General features: G+C 37.0%; 18 protein-coding genes. 13 read left to right on the forward strand and 5 right to left on the reverse strand.

Annotation, left to right across the window (positions count from 1 at the left end; genetic code table 11):
* Positions 1-383: 383 nt before the first annotated feature.
* The 5 genes from AC4PID_RS10350 to AC4PID_RS10370 all read left to right on the forward strand — a co-directional run bounded on the left by AC4PID_RS10350 (position 384) and on the right by AC4PID_RS10370 (position 5131).
* Positions 384-524 (forward strand): hypothetical protein, encoded by a 141-nt coding sequence (locus AC4PID_RS10350; protein WP_492131934.1) that lies wholly within the window; start codon positions 384-386, stop codon positions 522-524.
* Positions 525-537: 13 nt separating this feature from the next.
* Positions 538-771 (forward strand): glutaredoxin family protein, encoded by a 234-nt coding sequence (locus tag AC4PID_RS10355; RefSeq protein WP_492131935.1) that lies wholly within the window; start codon positions 538-540, stop codon positions 769-771.
* Between the two features lie 83 nt (positions 772-854).
* Positions 855-3350, forward strand: a complete 2496-nt coding sequence (locus tag AC4PID_RS10360) for a DsrE/DsrF/DrsH-like family protein (protein ID WP_492131936.1) — start codon at positions 855-857, stop codon at positions 3348-3350.
* Positions 3351-3360: 10 nt separating this feature from the next.
* Positions 3361-3624 (forward strand): metal-sensitive transcriptional regulator, encoded by a 264-nt coding sequence (locus AC4PID_RS10365; RefSeq protein ID WP_492131937.1) that lies wholly within the window; start codon positions 3361-3363, stop codon positions 3622-3624.
* A gap of 103 nt (positions 3625-3727) precedes the next feature.
* Positions 3728-5131 (forward strand): alpha/beta fold hydrolase, encoded by a 1404-nt coding sequence (locus AC4PID_RS10370; protein WP_492131938.1) that lies wholly within the window; start codon positions 3728-3730, stop codon positions 5129-5131.
* A 124-nt stretch (positions 5132-5255) separates the two neighbouring features.
* Here the strand turns inward: AC4PID_RS10370 and AC4PID_RS10375 are convergent, their stop codons facing one another.
* A complete protein-coding gene (locus AC4PID_RS10375) occupies positions 5256-6434 on the reverse strand; it encodes an NAD(P)/FAD-dependent oxidoreductase (protein WP_492131939.1) in 1179 nt (392 codons plus the stop codon).
* Positions 6435-6711: 277 nt separating this feature from the next.
* Between AC4PID_RS10375 and rd the strand changes: the two genes are divergently transcribed.
* From rd to pcp, 6 genes are all read left to right on the forward strand, one after another.
* Entirely contained in the window at positions 6712-6873 is a 162-nt protein-coding gene (gene rd / locus AC4PID_RS10380; protein ID WP_459848895.1) for a rubredoxin, read from the forward strand.
* A gap of 19 nt (positions 6874-6892) precedes the next feature.
* Positions 6893-7303: a Fur family transcriptional regulator gene (locus AC4PID_RS10385; RefSeq protein WP_492131940.1), complete on the forward strand. Its 411-nt coding sequence runs from the start codon at positions 6893-6895 to the stop codon at positions 7301-7303.
* Between the two features lie 9 nt (positions 7304-7312).
* Positions 7313-7690, forward strand: a complete 378-nt coding sequence (locus tag AC4PID_RS10390; protein ID WP_492131941.1) for a desulfoferrodoxin — start codon at positions 7313-7315, stop codon at positions 7688-7690.
* Between the two features lie 53 nt (positions 7691-7743).
* Positions 7744-8253: a ferritin gene (locus AC4PID_RS10395; protein WP_492131942.1), complete on the forward strand. Its 510-nt coding sequence runs from the start codon at positions 7744-7746 to the stop codon at positions 8251-8253.
* 22 nt (positions 8254-8275) lie between these two features.
* Positions 8276-8851 carry a rubrerythrin gene (gene rbr / locus AC4PID_RS10400; RefSeq protein ID WP_492131943.1) on the forward strand — a complete coding sequence of 192 codons (576 nt, stop codon included), beginning with the start codon at positions 8276-8278 and terminating at the stop codon, positions 8849-8851.
* Positions 8852-9144: 293 nt separating this feature from the next.
* The gene (gene pcp / locus AC4PID_RS10405; RefSeq protein ID WP_492131944.1) at positions 9145-9771 is read left to right on the forward strand and encodes a pyroglutamyl-peptidase I; all 627 of its coding nucleotides are present in this window, start codon (positions 9145-9147) and stop codon (positions 9769-9771) included.
* Here the strand turns inward: pcp and AC4PID_RS10410 are convergent.
* On the reverse strand, positions 9768-10313 hold the full coding sequence (locus AC4PID_RS10410; protein ID WP_492131945.1) for a ribonuclease H family protein: 546 nt from the start codon (positions 10311-10313) through the stop codon (positions 9768-9770). The genes pcp and AC4PID_RS10410 overlap by 4 nt on opposite strands.
* 143 nt (positions 10314-10456) lie before the next feature.
* On the opposite strand from AC4PID_RS10410, the gene glnA reads away from it, so the two are divergent.
* Together glnA and AC4PID_RS10420 are read left to right on the forward strand one after the other, a co-directional pair.
* Entirely contained in the window at positions 10457-11884 is a 1428-nt protein-coding gene (glnA, locus tag AC4PID_RS10415) for a type I glutamate--ammonia ligase (protein WP_492131946.1), read from the forward strand.
* A 170-nt stretch (positions 11885-12054) separates the two neighbouring features.
* Positions 12055-13608 carry a M20/M25/M40 family metallo-hydrolase gene (locus AC4PID_RS10420; RefSeq protein WP_492131947.1) on the forward strand — a complete coding sequence of 518 codons (1554 nt, stop codon included), beginning with the start codon at positions 12055-12057 and terminating at the stop codon, positions 13606-13608.
* 222 nt (positions 13609-13830) lie between these two features.
* Here the strand turns inward: AC4PID_RS10420 and AC4PID_RS10425 are convergent, their stop codons facing one another.
* The 3 genes from AC4PID_RS10425 to AC4PID_RS10435 all read right to left on the reverse strand — a co-directional run bounded on the left by AC4PID_RS10425 (position 13831) and on the right by AC4PID_RS10435 (position 18946).
* Positions 13831-15615 (reverse strand): M3 family oligoendopeptidase, encoded by a 1785-nt coding sequence (locus AC4PID_RS10425; RefSeq protein WP_492131948.1) that lies wholly within the window; start codon positions 15613-15615, stop codon positions 13831-13833.
* A complete protein-coding gene (locus AC4PID_RS10430; protein ID WP_492131949.1) occupies positions 15615-17378 on the reverse strand; it encodes a M3 family oligoendopeptidase in 1764 nt (587 codons plus the stop codon). The genes AC4PID_RS10425 and AC4PID_RS10430 overlap by 1 nt, the downstream gene beginning before the upstream one ends.
* Positions 17379-17524: 146 nt before the next feature.
* Positions 17525-18946, reverse strand: coding sequence for a sensor domain-containing diguanylate cyclase (locus tag AC4PID_RS10435; RefSeq protein ID WP_492131950.1), 1422 nt, complete (start codon positions 18944-18946; stop codon positions 17525-17527).
* Positions 18947-19094: the final 148 nt, after the last annotated feature.

Consider the following 19094-nt stretch of genomic DNA (forward strand, 5'->3'; position numbering starts at 1 on the left):
CGATAAATGTTTACAAACCGTTAACATTGTAAAGAGATGAAAGACTATTTAGATCATTTAGAGTTAACATAAATGAACCACTTTCTGTGGAAAATATGTTGATGATTTTGGGAAAAGTCATTTTAAGGTTGTTTACAAACAATTCACAAGAATTTTTTTAATATCGAATTGACAAAGGAAACAATTGACGTTATTATAAGAAAGAAATGACCCCTATGCGGAGGGTGGAGGATTCAGTGAAGATATTTGCAACTGAACAAGCAATAGAGCGACTTAAAAAAGACATCGCTAAGCGTGGTCCCTATCGAATCACAGTCGTAGGCTATGGTTGAGGCGGCCCACAGTTTGGGTTGGTTCCGGGTGAACCACAAGATGATGATTATATGGAAGATTTTTCGGGTATACAAATATTTGCCGAGAAATTGTTAATAGACAAATTTGAAGGCTTTAAAGTCGATTATTCAAATTTCTTTTTAACAAGAGGCTACTATGTAATGGCCATGCGTTATGGCTCAAAATGCTAATATGGAGGTAATTATGTCTAAAAATGTAGTAATTTATTCAAGCAATTCTTGTGGCTATTGTACAATGGCTAAAGATTATTTTAATGAAAAGGGTGTCGCTTACACTGAGAAAAACGTATCAACAGATATTGAAGCAAGAAAAGAATTAATGTCTAAAGGCTTCATGGGCGTACCTGTAATTTATGTAGAAGATGAAGTGATTCAAGGTTTCGACAAAGCAAGACTAGATACATTGTTGGGATTATAGCACACATCAAAACAAGCCCGAAAGGGCTTTTTTTATAGCTAAAGATTGTTAAAAATATATTCAACTTTTTTATGGAGGTTATTATGGGTCAAAAGGTGATCATTGTCGGAGGGGTTGCAGGCGGTGCAAGTGCTGCTGCGCGTCTCAGAAGAATGGATGAGCAAGCAGAAATTATCATGTTAGAGAAAGGTCCTTACATTTCATTTGCGAATTGTGGCTTGCCATATTATATCGGTGGAACAATTGCAGAGAGAAGTGCTTTATTGGTTCAAACACCAGAAGGCATGAACGCAAGATTTAATGTAGATGTTCGTGTTGAAAACGAGGCGATTTCTATTGATAAAGAGAATAAAATCTTACAAATTAGGGATATCAAGAACAACCGTGTTTATGATGAAAGCTATGATGTATTAATTTTATCTCCAGGATCGACACCGCTTAAGCCACCAATTCCAGGCATTGATTCCCCAAACATCTTTTCACTTTGGAACATTCCAGATGTGGATCGCATTAAGAGCTTTGTGGATAATGTAAAACCTAAATCAGTTGCGGTGATCGGTGGTGGTTTCATCGGACTTGAAATGGCTGAAAATCTTCACGATCTCGGCATGGAAGTTAACGTCGTTGAAATGGCTGACCAAGTTATGGCACCCGTAGATTTTGAAATGGCACAGATTGTTCACAAACATATGAAGACTAAAAAAGTCGGTCTTTATTTAGGCGATGGTGTTAAATCTTTTGAATACCATAATGGCAATACAAAAGTAACCTTACAAAGTGGCAAAACACTTGATGTTGATCTCGTTATTTTATCGATTGGTATCCGTCCTCAAAGTGAGCTTGCAAAAGCTGCAGGCTTAGAAACCAACCAAAGAGGTGGTATCCTAGTTGATGAGTTTATGAAGACTTCAGATGAAAGCATTTATGCGATCGGTGATGCGATAGAGGTAACCGATTTTATCGGTGGCGGAAAGACGATGATTCCTTTAGCAGGTCCTGCAAACAAACAAGGTAGAATCTGTGCGGATAATGTGGCAGGTAAAAAAGTACCATTTAAAGGTTCAATGGGAACCTCGGTTGCTAAGGTCTTTGATTTAACGGTTTCAGCAACTGGTGTTAATGAAAAAACACTTAAAAGAGAAGGAAAAGTATACGGTAAAGACTATTATACAGTTCTTGTACATCCTAACTCACATGCTGGCTATTACCCTGGTGCACTTCCAATGACTTTAAAAGTTATATTTGATATGAGCGGCAAAGTATTGGGTGCGCAAAATGTTGGATACGATGGCGTTGAAAAGAGAATCGACGTGATTGCAACTGCTATTCGATTTGGTGCAACGGTGTATGATTTAACTGAGCTTGAGCTTGCTTATGCACCACCATATTCTTCTGCAAAAGATCCAGTTAATATGGCTGGCTTCGTCGGTGAAAACATTCTGACAGGTATGGAAAAACCATTCCAGTGGCATGAGTTCAAAGATATGGACCCAAGCTTCGTCGTATTAGATGTTAGAGAGCCAATGGAAAGAGAAATGGGATACATTCCAAACTCTATTAATATTCCTGTAGATCAATTGAGAAGCAGAATTGTTGAATTAGATAAATCTAAAACTTATGTTGTTTATTGTGCGGTGGGTATTAGAGGTCATGCGGCTTCAAGAATCCTCGTTCAAAACGGCTTTGAAAATATCTATAATTTAATAGGTGGATTTAACACTTACTCTACGGTTCTTTGCCAAGATGATAATGGTATGTGTGAAGGTACTCTACCACAAGGTGAAGTGCATGTATCTGAGACAGGTGATGTTGAGCAAGATGCTTCTTTCCAAGACGCACAAGATGATGTGAACGCACAAGTAATAAAGGTTAATGCGTGTGGATTACAATGTCCAGGTCCTATTATGCAAGTACACAAAGCGATTGAGATGATGAATCCTGGCGATATCTTGGATATTAAAGCTACAGATCCAGGCTTTGTAAATGATATCGGTGTATGGTGTGAAAAAACGGGTAATACCTTACTTGAATCAGGAAAAGAAGATAAAGCATTCTTTGCTAAGATTAGAAAGGGTAGAAAGAAACCAGCACAAGCACCAACCGTTGTTAAAGATGATAAAACCATGATCGTTTTTAGCGGTGATTTAGATAAGGCAATTGCGACATTAATTATAGCAAACGGCGCTGCATCAATGGGCAAGAAGGTCACTCTATTCTACACCTTCTGGGGACTTAACATTTTAAGAAGACCAGAAAAAGTAGCGGTTAAAAAAGACTTGATGAGTCGTATGTTCAGTGGTATGATGCCAAGAGGTACTAAAAAATTAGGTCTATCAAAAATGAACATGATGGGCATGGGTCCTAAAATGATCAGAATGGTAATGAAGAAACACAACGTGGATTCATTAGAAGATCTACTTAGAATGGCTATGGAAAATGGCGTTAGAATGGTAGCTTGTAACATGTCTATGGATCTTATGGGCATAACACAAGAAGAATTAATCGATGGTGTTGAACTCGGTGGTGTTGCTTCTATGCTAGGCGCTGCTGAGGATTCAAACATGAGTTTGTTTATTTAATGGAGGGCTTATGGCAACAGAAGAACAAAAAAAGAAAATTATCAATCGCTTAAAAACCATAAAAGGGCATATTCAAGGCATCGAGAATATGGTCGAAGCCGATAAGGGTTGCGATGAAATTTTAATTCAAGTTGCCGCGGTAAAACAATCCATCCACAAAGTCGGCCTTGCTATTATGGAATCGCATGCATCTGAATGTATGATGGATGAAAATCAAATGGACAAGGATAAAATTGAAGACTTAATAAAGATGATTTTCAATTATACAAAATAATCAATTAATTGGTCCGGTGCAATCAAGCACCGGACTTTATTTATTTTGGGTTTTATAGTATGATGAATGTGTTGTTTACTTTGACGAAAGGTGAGGATAAAACATGAATAAAAAGCGAATCATAATGATTTTGGCACTATTAATTGCACTTCTTGCAATGACCGCTTGCAGTAAAGACGATCAAAAGTCTGAGAACGCGACAACAGAAACCACTGAGGCAGCTAGTGAATCCCGTGAAATTGACTTTGATGCAGAGGGCATCGCAAACCAATTCCTCGAAACCTTCATGGCAGAGTCCTTTCCAGAAATGCTCGTTAATTTTAGTTATTCTGATGAAATGAAAGAACAATTTACAGTAGAGGCAATGGAAACGATTCATAAGCAAATTATCAAAGCCTATGGCTCCTTTGAAGGTACCTACGGCTTAAAAACAAACGAACAGGCACAGTATTACATCGTATCGATAGGTGGCAATCACGTTGATAAAGATCTGGTGTATAACGTTGTCTTCAACTATGATGGTAAGATTGCTGGTTTCAACTATCAAGAAATATCTTCTGTTGAAGATTACTTTGACGCTGAAATAGACAATGCAAATGAGTTTGAAGTCACTTTTGGCGAAGCACCGTTTGTCATAGAGGGTACTTTAAGCATCCCTAAAGAGGGTAATGGTCCATTCCCAGTAGTTGTACTGGTTCACGGCTCTGGTCCTAATGATAGAAACGAATCTATCTATGTGAATAAGCCTTTTAAAGATATTGCTACAGGTTTAATTGATAAAGGGGTTGCCGTTCTAAGATACGATAAGAGAACCTATACGCATTTAGAGAAGTTTAATGATCCTGCTTTAGCTGCGGATTTCACCATTTATGATGAAGTTGTAGACGATGCAGTTTATGCAGTTGAATTTTTAAAGAACTATGAAGGCATAGATCCAAATCACATATTTGTAGTGGGACATTCTTTAGGTGGTAATCAAGCACCTAGAATTGCAGATGCGACCGAAGATGTTGCTGGTATTGCGGTTCTTGCTGGGAACGTGACACCACTTCAAAAGTTAATCGTTACTCAGTATAAGTATCTTTTAGGTTTAGATGGTACTTTGGATGAAAATGATCAAAAACAAATCGAAAGCATCGAAAGTGCATCTAATTTAATTTCTTCGGATGAAATGACTTTAGATACAGATATGAATCTAACGATGGGATTATCACCGAAATACTGGATGGACATCAAAGACTATAATCCAGTTGAACTTGCAGCGACGCTTAACATTCCAATCTTAGTGCTACAAGGGACTAGAGACTATCAAGTTACGGTTGATGAATTTAAGCTATGGCAAGAAGGATTGGGTGATAAGGCAGATTATAAAGAGTACAGTGACCTCAACCATTTGTTTATGACAGGTGAAGGCATGTCTAAACCAGAAGAGTATACAGTAGCAGCTCACGTTTCATCTGAGATGATTAATGATTTAGCGGACTGGATTTTAAACAATAGCAAATAGAAAATAGGAAATAGGAAATAGCTTGTGACTAATGTCATTGCTGCATAATAATTAACCCCTGAGATGAATGTCTCAGGGGTTTTTAATCTTAGTGACAATTGCCATATGAGAGTTTACAGAATGATTATGAGAGCATTTTCTCAAAATCTTCACGTGACATTTCCTCGCTTACGGCTTTCTTTAGTTTAGAGGATTTTGAAATGTTGCCAATAAGGATACCGCCAACTACTTTGCCTCCTCTGTAGAAGAATTTTTCGAAATGATCTTCTGTAGAATAACTATAGATATCATAAGTAGCTTCAGCATTTGAACCTACATCGCCAATTGAGAAAAGTCTCAAGTTAAGACCGTGATAGATATTGAAAGGTGTAACTGGAACATAAGGTGTGTTTTTCCCGAGAACATTGAGTGCAGCAACCTTACCTTGCTCAACTGCTTCTGGCCAAATGGCATAATTGACGCCTTTATATTCAGCGCAGTCTCCTGCTGCATAGATGCTGTCAAGGTTTGTTTTCATATAGTCGTCTACTATGATTGCTCGATCCGTATTAAGCCCAGCTTTTTTAGCACAAGTTGTCTCAGCTCTAACACCAATGGAGACAGCGACGAAATCGGCTGGTAAAATGGTGCCATCGGATAGTAGCACGCCATGAGCGATATCTGAACCGATAATTTCTTTGGTTTGTACGCCTTTAATTACTTTAATACCAGTATTTTTTACCTTTTCTTCAAACAGCACAGATGCCTCTGCGTCTAACTGTCTAGGTAAGAGTCGCTCCATCATTTCAACCACAGTAACGTCCACATTTAGTTTTGTCAGCTGCCAGCCTAACTCAAGTCCTAATAACCCACCACCGATAATAACAGCCGTCTTCTTTTGCCAAGCAAATTTTTTAAGAGTTTCAGCGTCGGTTAAGTCACGAAGATTGAGTACGTTACTTTTGTCAACGCCTGGCAATGGTGGTATGAAGTTTCGACTTCCCATCGCCAATATTAACTCATCGTATTGGAGCTCTTGACCATTAGAAAGCTTAACTGCTTTTCGATCAGGATGAATTTCATCAAGAGCAGTTTCATACTTAATATCGATTCCATTCGTTATGTACCAGTCGTGATTATGAAGATAGAATCGTTTTGGAATTTCAGTTTCTGAAATGTATTCGGAAAGCATCGGTCTGTAGTATGGCGGTGTCGCTTCCATGGTTACTACAGTTATATCAAATGCTTCACCAGATGCAAGAATCTCTTCAAGTGCAGAATTACCTGCTGCGCCATTTCCAATAATTATTATTTTCTTTTTCATTTGTTTCCACCTTTCTCTATATATGTCTCGATAATAGCTTTATACCTCCTTTTGAGAAAATAATGCATTAAAAATTTGTTAATTTATGCTGATATAAATAGAAATTTTGTTTTATTTGATATATATTGAGGTATATAACACTTATGTCAAATCTGTATAGCTTCATCATCTGTAACAATGATATATTGATGTTGACAGAAAAGTTAAGTGATGGTATTATCAATTTGTAATGATTACAAATTGAGAAAGAAAAAATTTAATGTATAAGGAGAGTATTATTATGAAGTATGAATGTGTAGCATGTGGTTATGTTTATGATCCAGAGATCGGCGATCCAGATAGTGGTATTGCACCAGGTACAGCTTTTGAAGATATTCCTGAAGATTGGGTTTGCCCACTTTGCGGCGTTGGCAAAGATATGTTTGAGCCATTAAAATAATTAAGAAAGCGTATTTAAAATGATGAACAATGTAGGTGATTTTTTAAAAACCAACGGGATTAAGCCGTCTTACCAAAGGATAAAAATATATGAATATCTGATGAACACGAAAGACCATCCTACGGTAGAAAGCATCTACAGTGCGCTAAACGGACAAATTCCAACACTTTCAAAAACGACAGTATATAATACACTCAAGATTTTTATCGACAAAGGGATCGCTATGGCGATTACTATTGACGACAACGAAGTTCGATTCGATGCGTTTATTGATACGCATGGTCATTTCAAATGTCAGGAATGCCATAAGGTATATGATTTTCAAGTGAACTTTGAAGGCGCAATTGGCGATCAATTGGACGATTTTCAAATTCTTGAGCAACAGATGTTTTTTTATGGCGTCTGTAGAAGCTGTAACGAAAAATCATAGGAGGTCCCAATGAAAAAATTAGATGTATTCAAATGCGGTGTTTGTGGAAATATCGTAGAAGTTGAGCACGTTGGCGGCGGTACGTTAGTTTGTTGTGGTCAAGAGATGAATCTGTTAGAAGAAAAATCTGCTGATATGGCAACTGAAAAACACGTTCCTGTTATCGAAGCTATTGCTGGTGGTTATAAAGTTACGGTTGGATCGACGATTCATCCAATGACTGAGGAACACCATATTGAGTGGATTGAGCTTGTCACAGAGTCTGAGTCTCTAATTACTTATTTAAAACCGGGTGATGAGCCAGTTGCTATTTTCAAAACCGATGAAAAGGCAATAAAGGCAAGAGAATATTGTAATCTTCACGGTTTGTGGAAAAACGAATTATAATTTTGATAGAGTTTAGAAGGTAACTTCTAAACTCTATTTTAAAGGAGAAAAATATGATCAACGCTAGATTGGAAGAAGTGATCAATAAGCAAATAAATACAGAATTATACTCAGCTTATCTATATTTATCGATGGCGGCTTATTTTGAAAGCGTTAACCTTCCGGGGTTCGCAAACTGGATGAGAGTACAGTTTGAAGAAGAGCAATTTCACGGTTTGAAGTTTTTCAATTACTTAATTAGTCGTGGTGGTAGAGTAAAATTAGATGCAATTGAAGTACCAAAATTTGAGTGGAATAGTGCTATTGAAGTATTTGAAGAAACTTTAGAGCATGAAAAACACGTTACTGCACTTCTTAACAACATCGCTGAAGTTGCTGAAGAGGAAAAAGATAGAGCAACTAGAAACCTTATGGTTTGGTTCATCGATGAGCAAGTCGAAGAAGAAGGCAATGCAGAAAAAATCATTAATGAGTTGAAAATGATCGGTGGCGAAGGTCATGGTATGCTTATGCTCGATAGAGAATTTGCAACAAGAACATTTGTCCCACCGGTTGGCGCATAGAATTTAAGGAGGTATTTTTTACATGGCGAGTATCAAGGGAACAGAAACGGAAAAGAACTTACTAAAAGCTTTTGCTGGCGAATCACAAGCTAGAAACAGATACCAAATGTTTGCTAAGCAAGCTGAAAAAGACGGTTATAGACAAATCGCTGATTTCTTTATGGAAACTGCTGATAACGAAAGAGTTCATGCTGCTAGATTCTTTAGCTTCTTAGAAGGTGGCGATTTAGAAATCACTGCTATGTATCCAGCAGGTAAAGTTGGTACAACTCTTGAAAATCTTCAAGCTGCTGCAATGGGCGAGCATGAAGAGTGGGAAATCCTTTATCCAGAATTCGCAAGAATCGCTAGAGAAGAAGGCTTCCCAAAAGTTGCTGCTGCTTTTGAATTCATTGCTAAAGCAGAAATCGAGCATGAGAATCGTTATAATAAACTTGCTCAAAACATCATCGATGGCAAAGTATTCAAAAAAGATGAAGTGGTTAGATGGAAATGTAACAAATGTGGTTACGTACATGAAGGTCCAGAAGCACCAGCTGTTTGTCCAACATGCTTACATCCACAAGAGCATTTCGAGTTAAAAGAGTCTAACTATTAATCGTTTGTTCTTTTTAAGTTTAATATCAAAACCGATCTTAGGATCGGTTTTTTTATTTAGCCACAATCTCGCCTGTTGTAAAATCTGAAGTTTCTATGCCTAAAGATTTTATTTCTCAACAGCTGAATATAATCACTCATGTAGTAATATTTGAGAACTCGATGTTATAATAGGACTATAATCTTGATAGGAAATTCATTCTTGAGAGTAAATTCATTCTTGAGAGTAAATCTATTCTTGAGAGTAAATCTATTCAATCTAAGTAAGATTGTGTTATATGACTAGGAGGAAAAATGAAGGTACTCATAACAGGGTTCGAGCCCTTTGGTGGCGAGAAGATTAATCCATCGTATGAAGCTGTAAAAGGGATTAAAGCAATTGAGAACATAGAGATTATAAAAGCGTGTCTTCCAGTTGTCTTTGGAGATTCTATCTCTAGACTGGAACAACTCATTGATCATCATCAACCTAATATCGTTATCTGTGTAGGACAAGCTGGAGGACGTCAGGGTTTGACTATAGAAAGAATCGGTATTAACGTAGATGATGCAAGGATTCCTGATAATGAGGGAAACCAACCTATTGACGAAAGAATCGTCGATGCTGCTCCCGATGGTTTTTTATCAAACTTGCCAATCAAAGCGATCGTCAATGAGTGGTCAATGCAAAATATCACTGGAAGTGTGTCCAACTCTGCTGGTACTTATGTCTGTAACCACATATTATTTGGATTGATGGAAATGAGACAAAGAAAAACCCCCCAATATAAGGGAGGCTTTATTCATGTACCGTTTATACCCGAGCAAAACAATGAACCTTCGATGGCGCTAGAAACCATTATTAAAGGCTTAGTTATTGCTATCGAAACCAGTGTAAAAGTCCATGTGGATTTAAAACAAACTCAAGGTACAATCTGCTAACCTTTAAAAGGCGCCATACCTAAGTTTGCTAGTGCATCTGCACGGTGATTGAGTTCTATTAGAGATAAAAAAGCCTCTTTCGTCAGAGAAGCATTGTGTTCTTGATTAAACTTGGTGAGCCATTTATTGACCTCAGCCGTCTTGTTGGGATCTAAATGTCCTTTTATCTTGTAGAAATTCACTTTTTCAAAAGATTCAACTAAATTAACTAAAGTTTCCCAAAGGGCCTTATTTTCCACAGGCTCTTTTTTTGAGGTCAGCCACCCATTTAAACGCCATTTATGATACCACCCTTGCCTAAAGCAGTTGACTACATAGGCACTATCCGAATAGATATGTACGTTAAGTGTTTTTGTTTTTAACGATTGCAAAGCTTCGATAGCAGCAGTAAGCTCCATGATATTATTGGTCGTCGTCGGTGCGCCACCGTAGATTTCTTTTAATTGATCTTTATATTTTAAGACTGCTCCCCAGCCGCCGACGTTGCCTTCTTGACCATTTCCTGAGCATGCGCCATCACAAAATATGATAATATCTTTCATAATTCACCTCATGACTATTATAGCAATTACATGTGTGGCTTACAACTAAATGAATCACTCCGATTTAGCAGAAAATTTGCACAATTCAACAAAAATTTGATATTATAAAAAGGTAGCAACCATTACATTTAGGAGGCAAGGACATGTTTAAAAACCATCATGAGGTACAAGAGTTTTGCCGCAACAATGAAATTGAGTTCATTGATTTTAAATTATTGGATTTAGCAGGTAGATGGCATCATTTAACCATTACACCGCGCCGATTTACTGAAGAGACTATTACGCAAGGGATCGGCTTTGACGGGTCGAGCTACGGATTTTTAAGTGTTGAAAAATCAGATATGGTATTCAAGCCAGATTTGGAGTCTTATTTCATCGACCCTTTCAATGAGTCTAAGACCTTGGTTTTTATGACGCGACTTTTCAAGGTGGATGAAGAACATTATAGATTTGAAAGTGATCCAAGATTCATCTGTGAAAAAGCAATGTCATATATGAAAGAAATGGGACATGCAGATCAAGTGCTGTTAGGACCAGAATTTGAATACTATACGTTTGATAGATGTCAGTTTGAGTTGACGCCACAAGCCTCTGGATATCTGGTAGATACACAGCAAGCAGAATGGCACTCAGGTAAAGTAGAAAACAACAGTGGTTATATCGTAGCACATAAAGGCGGGTACCATGTAGATCGTCCAAAGGATATCAATTTTGATATGCGAAATGAAATTGTAGGTTTATTAGAGCAAGTTGGGGTTCCAGTGAAATATCATCATCCAGAGGTTGGTGGACCAGGACAACAAGAAATCGAACTTGATTTTGAGGGACCAGTTATCATGGGTGATCGATCGATGCTTGTAAAATACATTATTAAAAATACATCACACTTATATGGTAGAACAGCTACATTTATGCCAAAGCCTATCTATGGTGAAGCTGGAAGTGGTATGCACGTACACATGCAATTACTAAATGAAGGTGTAAATCTTTTCTATGAAAAGGGTGGCTATTCGAACATGAGTAAGATTGGACTTTATGCAATGGGCGGAATCCTTAAGCATGCGCCATCACTTATGGCTTTTACAAATCCATCGACGAACTCATTTAAGAGATTGGTGCCAGGCTATGAGGCACCCGTGAGCTTATGTTTTGGTACAGCCAATAGGAGCTCTGTGGTTCGAATCCCTGGCTATGCGATTGAACCTAATAGAAAGCGATTTGAGTTTAGACCATCTGATGCAACTGCGAATCCGTATTTGGCATATGCAGCTTTGATGATGGCAATGTTTGATGGCATTGAAAATCAAATTGATCCAATTGAACAAGGCTATGGTCCAATAGATGTCAATATATTCAAATTAACGGAAGAAGAAAGAAGAAAAATTGGGGCTTTACCGAAAGATCTTTACGAAGTTATAGATGCGATAGAAAACGATCAGGCTTATCTCCTTAAGTCAGGGGTGTTTACAAAGGCAATTATTGCGGATCAGATCGACTATCTTAAAAAAGAAGCGTTGGCTGAGGGACGACAACCATCACCACGCGAGTATAAAGTTTATTATGATCTATAATAGAACAGAGTTGTAAAATTGCAAGCACACTTGTTTTTTAATGTTAACAAGTGTGCTTTTGTTTATAGAAATCACTTAAATTTCATTGTCATTATGTCCATATAATGAGATAATACAGTATAAGCCAGACGTTAGAAAAGGACGTATTTATGCACAAAAGCGACAACAAAATGATAATAGATCAGTTAAATAATTTCATTAAATATAGAAGTGATTCATCAACGGAACACGAAAGAGCATTTGAAAGAATCTTGTTGGATGAAATCAAAAGTATCCCTCACTTTCAAAACAGTGATGCACTATATGGGGCAGCATTAATAGAGTCAGATACACTACATAGAAGTGTTATTTGGGCATTAAGTGGAACGAAACATCCTAAGACCGTGATACTTTTTGGACACCATGATACCGTTGACTTAAGTGATTATGGACATTTAGATGGGACGCATCCTGAGGAGATAAGAGTTTATTTTAGCGATAATGAGGTAGATGCAGCCTCTGGTAAATGGCTCTTTGGTAGAGGGAGCTGTGATATGAAGGCAGGATTGGTGATTAATATCAATCAGCTTAGAAAAGCCACTGAAGGTGCTTATAAGCATAACATTCTTTTTATCAGCGTGCCAGATGAAGAAACATTATCAGTAGGGATGCGAGCTGCAACAGAGTTAATTTTAGATTTAAAAGAGAAGCATCGCCTCGATTTTGAGCTTGCCATCTTAACAGAACCACATGAGAGAGTAGATGAAGATGAAATCGTACTTTCCTCTGGTTCAGTTGGTAAAATGATGCCGATCATCGTCACAAAAGGACAGTCCACACATTCTGGACTTGCATATAAGGGTCTAAATTCGGTTGCTATTGCTATGGAAGTTATCAAAGCAATTGAGTTAAATACCGAGATGGGCGATGTAATTGATAAACGTATGACACCACCTCCAACTTTCCTAGATCTTCATACGCTAAGAGAAGGGTATTCTGTTACTACTCCTGAGTACACTGTAGCCACTTTTAATTGGTTATTTTTAAAAGGGAATCTAGAGTACAAAATGACACAGCTAAAAGAATTGTGTAAATGGTCAGTGGAGGATGCGATTAATCAATATAATTACTCTTATAATGAGTTTTTGAGAAAGCAGCATCAGCCTTCTTACTGCGATTGTCATGACATTAATTTTGAAATATTGTTTTATGATGAGTTAATCGACCGTGTAAAAGATAGCGTCAATGTTGACGTGTTATATAACGATATTGTTTGTACCAATTCAGAACGCTCTATACAAGAAAATACTGCACTCTATATTAAGGCATTAATGGGTTACTTGAATGTAGATGAGCCAGTTGTGGTTATAGGATTATTACCACCGTTTTATCCAGCTGTTTCAAGTAAAGTCTATTTTGAAGAAAAGTTAAAAGGTATAGTTGATGCCTATAGTCTTGAAAATAGCCAAAAAATAAAAGTGGATCAGTTCTTTATGGGCATATCGGATATGAGCTATATGAAGGCTTGTCAGCACGAGGTCTATAGCACTCTAAGATTGATGCCGACTTTTAATAAAGAGTATAAGTTACCGTATGATGCAATTGATGCACTAGACATAGAAGTATTGCATCTTGGACCTTGGGGAAAAAATCTTCATTTAAAAGGGGAGAGAGTTTTTATCGATGATGTAACATCGAACATCCCTAAGTTGATGGATTATATTTTGAATGCACTTGGTGAATAATAATAAGAGCCTAATTAGGTGAAACGAATGTTTTACTTAACAACACAAAATTAAGACAGAATTAAAGCGTGATTGATTCAATATCAATCACGCTTTTTTGTTGATAATTCTACTTTGACTTATCAAGAGCTTATTCAGAGCTTATTAACACCATTTCAACAGAAAGTGTGGATAATTGTGGATAACTCTGTGGATATTGTGGGCAAACGCATGTTTGTATCCCTATTTTGACAGTTTTTGTTCCACAATTGCTTCAAATGAATCAACATCTTCTTTAATCTTCTCAAGTGAGGATGTCCAAAATGCTTCGTCTTCCGGGTTAATATCCATAATAGCACATACTTCCACGATATTCATTTTACCAGTTGCCTTTAACATTTCATCGTATTTTGGTAAAAACTGAGCTGGATCTGTTAAGTACTTCGCATAAAGTCCAGTAGCAAACAATAATCCAAATGCGTAAGGGAAATTGTAGAAGTTTCTTGTTGCATAGTAGTAGTGATTTTTATTCAGCCACATAAACGGATGTAGATAATTTTCGTCAAGTCCATCACCGTAAGCCCTCTTTTGAGCATTTATCATCAGTTCTTTTAGTTCAGCGACCGATAACGGATGATCCTTTCTTTCTTCAAATACTGCCGTTTCAAAATAATATCTTGATAAGATATCAACGATGACCTGTGTCGCACTGGAAAGACTGTTTTCGAGAATCGAAAGCTTCAAGTCATCGTCGGCATTTTTTAAAACCGCATTTCTCACAATGGTCTCACAGAAAATTGATGCAGTTTCTGCCAGCGGCATCGGATAGCTAGTGTTCAATATACTTTCCGACATAATCCTATCACCGTGAAAAGCGTGCCCCAACTCATGAGCAATAGTAAGGACATTTTTAAGCTTTCCAGTAAAGTTGAGAAGGACTCGACTTTGATTAATGCTTGGAATATTTGAGCAGAAAGCACCGCCAACTTTACCAGCACGTGGTTCAAAATCAATCCATTGTTCTTCAAAACACTTGTCTGCAAACTTAGATAAATCGGAGCTGAAGTCAGCAAAATACGTTACAATAAAGTTTCTTGCTTCCGCAATCGTATAGCTTTGATCGGACTCTGAAACTGGAGCAAACATATCATAAAAAGGCATTGGACCATCGTTACCAAGTAATTTAGATTTTGCTTTCATATAACGTCTAAATTCAGGTAAGAATTTCTCCATCGTTTGAAGCATCATATCCAATGTTTTACGCGTCATTCTTGAATTAAATAACGTCTCATCAAGAGGTGACTCAAATTTACGAAGTGTGCTAAGAGTTAAAACCTCGCCCTTAATACCATTGAGAGCAGCAGCAGATACCTCTGCATGTGTCTCGTAGGCTTTAAGTTCAGTTTCATAACCTATTTTACGAAGTGCTCGATCGCCACTAAATGCCAGATTTCGAATTGCCATAATCGGCATTTGCTGTGTTCCTTCTGGTAATGGAACGTCATAAGCGAGTTGTGATGATGCTTTACTTTGCAGCGTTTCCCAAGCTGAAGCGCCTGTAGCACCTAATTTTGAAGCTAGTATTTCTTCTTTAGGAGACATCATATGCGCTGTTGAAGCGATTAGCTCCTCAAGGAAAAAGCGGTGTTCATGTATCAGCTTAGATTTTGAAGCAAGTGATTCGAGTGAAGTAATTTCTTTTAACCAGATTTTGAAGACAACTCTTGGTTCAGTCAGCATACTATCAAATTTTAATACCTTTGATTTGGTCATCAGTGCTTCTTTTGACTTAGAATTAGTGGTGAAGGATAGATGACCAAATGCACCAATCCTTCTCAAGATGGTCACGTCATCTACCAAGGCAGTTAAAAAAGCCTCGATGCTCTCGACTTCATTTTTGTGATGGGTCAAGTGTGTTTCAATCAGAGATTGATAACGCTTTGTTATGCCTTCACATTTTTTAAGATCTGCTAGAAACTGAGGGTCCTCAAATCCTTTATAGAGTGCATCTAAGTTCCAAGTTGTCATTATAATTCACCTGCCAATCGAATAAATTCATGGATATCATTCATGATTTGATTGAGAGACGCATTCCAAAATGCTTCGCTTTCAACATCAATGGCCATAATTTTGCAAACATCAACAATCGACATTTTACCTGAAGCAGCCAAAAGCTTATCGTAGTTTTCTTTGAAAAATTCAGGTGCTTCTAGGTATTTTGCATATAAGCCTTTTGCAAATAGCAAACCAAATGCATAAGGGAAATTATAGAAGTTGAGACCCGCAGAATAATAGTGTGGTTTAATCAGCCACATATAGGGATGAAGCGTCTCTTGATCTAGTCCTGTGCCGTATGCTTTTTTCTGAGCATCGGTCATAAGTGTCTTTAATTCTTCAACCGATAGCGGGTGATCCACTCTTGTTTCAAATAATTTAGATTCAAATAAGAATCTAGAATAGATGTCACAGATGACTTGTGTTGCATCTTGAAGTGAATTTTCTAATATAGTAATGGCTTCTTCTTTTGTTGCGATTTTAAGAGCCGCATTATTTACTATCGTTTCACAGAAAGTTGAAGCTGTTTCAGCTAAAGGCATTGGATAATCGATGTTGAGAATGTCTTCATCGTTTGTACAGATCGCATGATAACCATGTCCTAGCTCATGGGCCATTGTGGTAACATCACCTAGGTTGCCGGTATAGTTTAATAAAACTCTAAACTCACCAAGTGGATGAAGCGACGCACAGAAAGCACCACTCACTTTACCTTCGCGAGGTTCGACATCTATCCAAGCATTGTCTATAGCGTGTTTTGCAACATTAGCTAGCTTGTCTGAAAAGGCAGAAAAGTTATCGATGACAAATTGACAGCCCTCTTCATAGCTGAATTTTTTCTGAGCCGTTCCAATCGGTGCAAATAAATCATAAAAAGGCAATCCGTTTTTATGATTGAGTAAGCTTGCTTTTGTCTTTAAATACTCATGGAAGGTTGGCAATGATTTTTCTATAGCACCAAACATAGCGTTTAGTGTTTGCTTTGACATACGTGAATTTTCAAGCGTCATATCGATTGGCGATTCATAGCCTCTTAGTTCGCTCATAGTTAAAACTTCGCCTTTGATACTATTAAGTGACATAGCAACTGCTTCGTCAACTTTACTATAGGCGTCGAGCTCTGCTTCAAATGCTGTTTTTCTAACCACTTGAGAAGAATCGTAAGCCATATTACGGATCACAGTAATCGGTAATTTTTTCTCCTCACCATCAAGATTGATGGATACGCTTAAAGTAGAAGTTAATTTTTGCTGTAGTGTGGTCCAAGCGCTTGAGCCAGTGATGGAAAGCTTTGAAGCAAGAACCTCTTCTTCTTCAGACAACAAATGAGAAGCGTAGTTTCTATCTTCACAAATGATAAATTCAAATTGCTTTAAAAAGTCAGATGGCGCAATAAACGATTGAATATCATCTATTTTACTTAAGAATTGGATTAGCTTTGTTCTTGCAGGTGTTATATCTGAGATGAACTTTCTTAGTTTATTTTCAGTTTGTAATGCTGCTTCGTTTGAAGTATCACATGAAAATGTTAAACTAGCAAAATTGTAGAGCTTTATTATAGTGGACTCAAGAGTAGAACGCTTTTGATAAAATGCTTCAAGTGTTTCTACTGTAGATAACGATTCTGCAATCTGATTCAATGATTTAATATCATTTTCAAGTTTTTCAAAATCAGCTTTAAAGTTCTCAGAACCGAAATTGCTGTATAGTTCTTTTAGTGACCAATTTAAATGCATAAGACCCTCCGTTTAAATTATCAAAATATTTAGTTATTCGAAGTATTAATTCATTATAACACATATAAAAAAATTTATACTTAAAAGTGGATTAAAAAGTGCTTTAAAAAAGCATCCATCACAGAGATGAATGCTTTTGTTTTTTTTTAAAAAGTATTGATAATACTAAGTATTTCTGGATGCTCTGCTTTATATTTCTCTTTGAATTTGTACATCCTTATATCTGCAATCTTGACGAGAATGTCATAGATCATTGAGTCGTCTGGTGATGCAGCAACACCATAGCTAAAGCTAACGGGAAGTTCATTACCATGAAACTCAATGGTATGATTCTTTAGATTTTCAAATATGGCAGACATTTTTTCTTCAGCATGTGTCAAAGTGATGGATCTCAAAAGAATGACAAACTCATCGCCACCGATACGAGAGAGTACATCAGATTCTCGTATAGAGCCTTTTATCATATTTGAAAATTCTTTGAGGATAACATCACCCGCACTATGACCGAAACTATCGTTTATTAACTTGAGATAGTTTAGATCACAGAGCACAATAGCATAGGGTTCTAAAGTGTCTAGAGTGTAATCTCGATGATCGTCTATGATTTTCTCAAAGTAGTTTCTATTAACCGCACCGGTTAACTTGTCGTAACGGGACATGGTTACAGTTTCATCTACAAGATACTTGTTCTTAAGCGCAATTGCGATTTGGGATGAGAAGAAATGAATCAATTGTAAGTCAATCTCATCAAATGCATCTTTTCGATCACTATCAATGTTTAATATCGCAAAGATTTTTCCGTCGATGACGATAGGAGCAGAGAGGACTTCCTCAATATCTAGACCGCCTGCATTCTCAATAAAAGTAACGCGACTTTCATCAAGTATCTTTGTATCAAACTCTTTGATATTACGGATGATTGCAGGGGCTTCGAAGTTATTATTTGCATTTTTATATAAGAAAGTTTCTTCTAATTCCATCTTTACTTTTTTTAATTCGGCGAGATCATAACCCACGCAGGTGTGGTATTCGTATAAATTGTCTTTTTGATTGAGAACTAATAAACTCCCCTTATTTGCATTCTCGATAACCTCAATTGCAGAATGAAGGATGATTTCGTAGTAATCATCAGAATCGTTAAGGTTAAGAAACAAATGGTTAACCTTCAAAAGGGTGTCGAGCGTATGATTCTTGAAAACATTAATTCTTTCAAGTTCCTTTAATCTATTTTCATAAAGGTCGTGCTCATCAATTGCTTGCGTGATGATGCTTTCGTAATGCGAAAATAAGGTGTCTATATTTCTGAAATGACCAAACCTGGATTTATCGATTTTTTCGATGGGTAGCTTACCGAGCTTTTGTTCCAGACGAAAGGTGTTATTTTCGATGATTTTGACCATTCTTCTAATGTGAAAGAATACGCCGAGCATAGGTATTCCAAAGATTAAAAACAGGGATATGAAAAGTGGAAACGGGTCTTTGTAAGTATAGACACTACTAAAAACCAGTGAGACTAAAAGCAGTGCAACTAGACCGAATGAGATAAAGTATTTTTTTCGTAAGTTCATGAATTCACCCTCTATGTGTTAATTGTTCTTTTCTTAAGTCGGACTTAATAGTTTCTTAATATTTATGGATTATAACTAAATTAAGATTTAGTCGTCTTAGCGCAATAATGGTATAATGGCAAATTATTAAGATAAAGCTTTTGCAATT

This window comes from Fusibacter sp. QWL-12 (assembly GCF_058683495.1).

Coding starts and splice junctions, on each gene's coding strand:
- AC4PID_RS10350 (WP_492131934.1), top strand. CDS start 384: ATGGAAGATTTTTCGGGTATACAAATATTTGCCGAGAAATTGTTAATA.
- AC4PID_RS10355 (WP_492131935.1), top strand. CDS start 538: ATGTCTAAAAATGTAGTAATTTATTCAAGCAATTCTTGTGGCTATTGT.
- AC4PID_RS10360 (WP_492131936.1), top strand. CDS start 855: ATGGGTCAAAAGGTGATCATTGTCGGAGGGGTTGCAGGCGGTGCAAGT.
- AC4PID_RS10365 (WP_492131937.1), top strand. CDS start 3,361: ATGGCAACAGAAGAACAAAAAAAGAAAATTATCAATCGCTTAAAAACC.
- AC4PID_RS10370 (WP_492131938.1), top strand. CDS start 3,728: ATGAATAAAAAGCGAATCATAATGATTTTGGCACTATTAATTGCACTT.
- AC4PID_RS10375 (WP_492131939.1), bottom strand. CDS start 6,434: ATGAAAAAGAAAATAATAATTATTGGAAATGGCGCAGCAGGTAATTCT.
- AC4PID_RS10385 (WP_492131940.1), top strand. CDS start 6,893: ATGATGAACAATGTAGGTGATTTTTTAAAAACCAACGGGATTAAGCCG.
- AC4PID_RS10390 (WP_492131941.1), top strand. CDS start 7,313: ATGAAAAAATTAGATGTATTCAAATGCGGTGTTTGTGGAAATATCGTA.
- AC4PID_RS10395 (WP_492131942.1), top strand. CDS start 7,744: ATGATCAACGCTAGATTGGAAGAAGTGATCAATAAGCAAATAAATACA.
- rbr (WP_492131943.1), top strand. CDS start 8,276: ATGGCGAGTATCAAGGGAACAGAAACGGAAAAGAACTTACTAAAAGCT.
- pcp (WP_492131944.1), top strand. CDS start 9,145: ATGAAGGTACTCATAACAGGGTTCGAGCCCTTTGGTGGCGAGAAGATT.
- AC4PID_RS10410 (WP_492131945.1), bottom strand. CDS start 10,313: ATGAAAGATATTATCATATTTTGTGATGGCGCATGCTCAGGAAATGGT.
- glnA (WP_492131946.1), top strand. CDS start 10,457: ATGTTTAAAAACCATCATGAGGTACAAGAGTTTTGCCGCAACAATGAA.
- AC4PID_RS10420 (WP_492131947.1), top strand. CDS start 12,055: ATGATAATAGATCAGTTAAATAATTTCATTAAATATAGAAGTGATTCA.
- AC4PID_RS10425 (WP_492131948.1), bottom strand. CDS start 15,615: ATGACAACTTGGAACTTAGATGCACTCTATAAAGGATTTGAGGACCCT.
- AC4PID_RS10430 (WP_492131949.1), bottom strand. CDS start 17,378: ATGCATTTAAATTGGTCACTAAAAGAACTATACAGCAATTTCGGTTCT.
- AC4PID_RS10435 (WP_492131950.1), bottom strand. CDS start 18,946: ATGAACTTACGAAAAAAATACTTTATCTCATTCGGTCTAGTTGCACTG.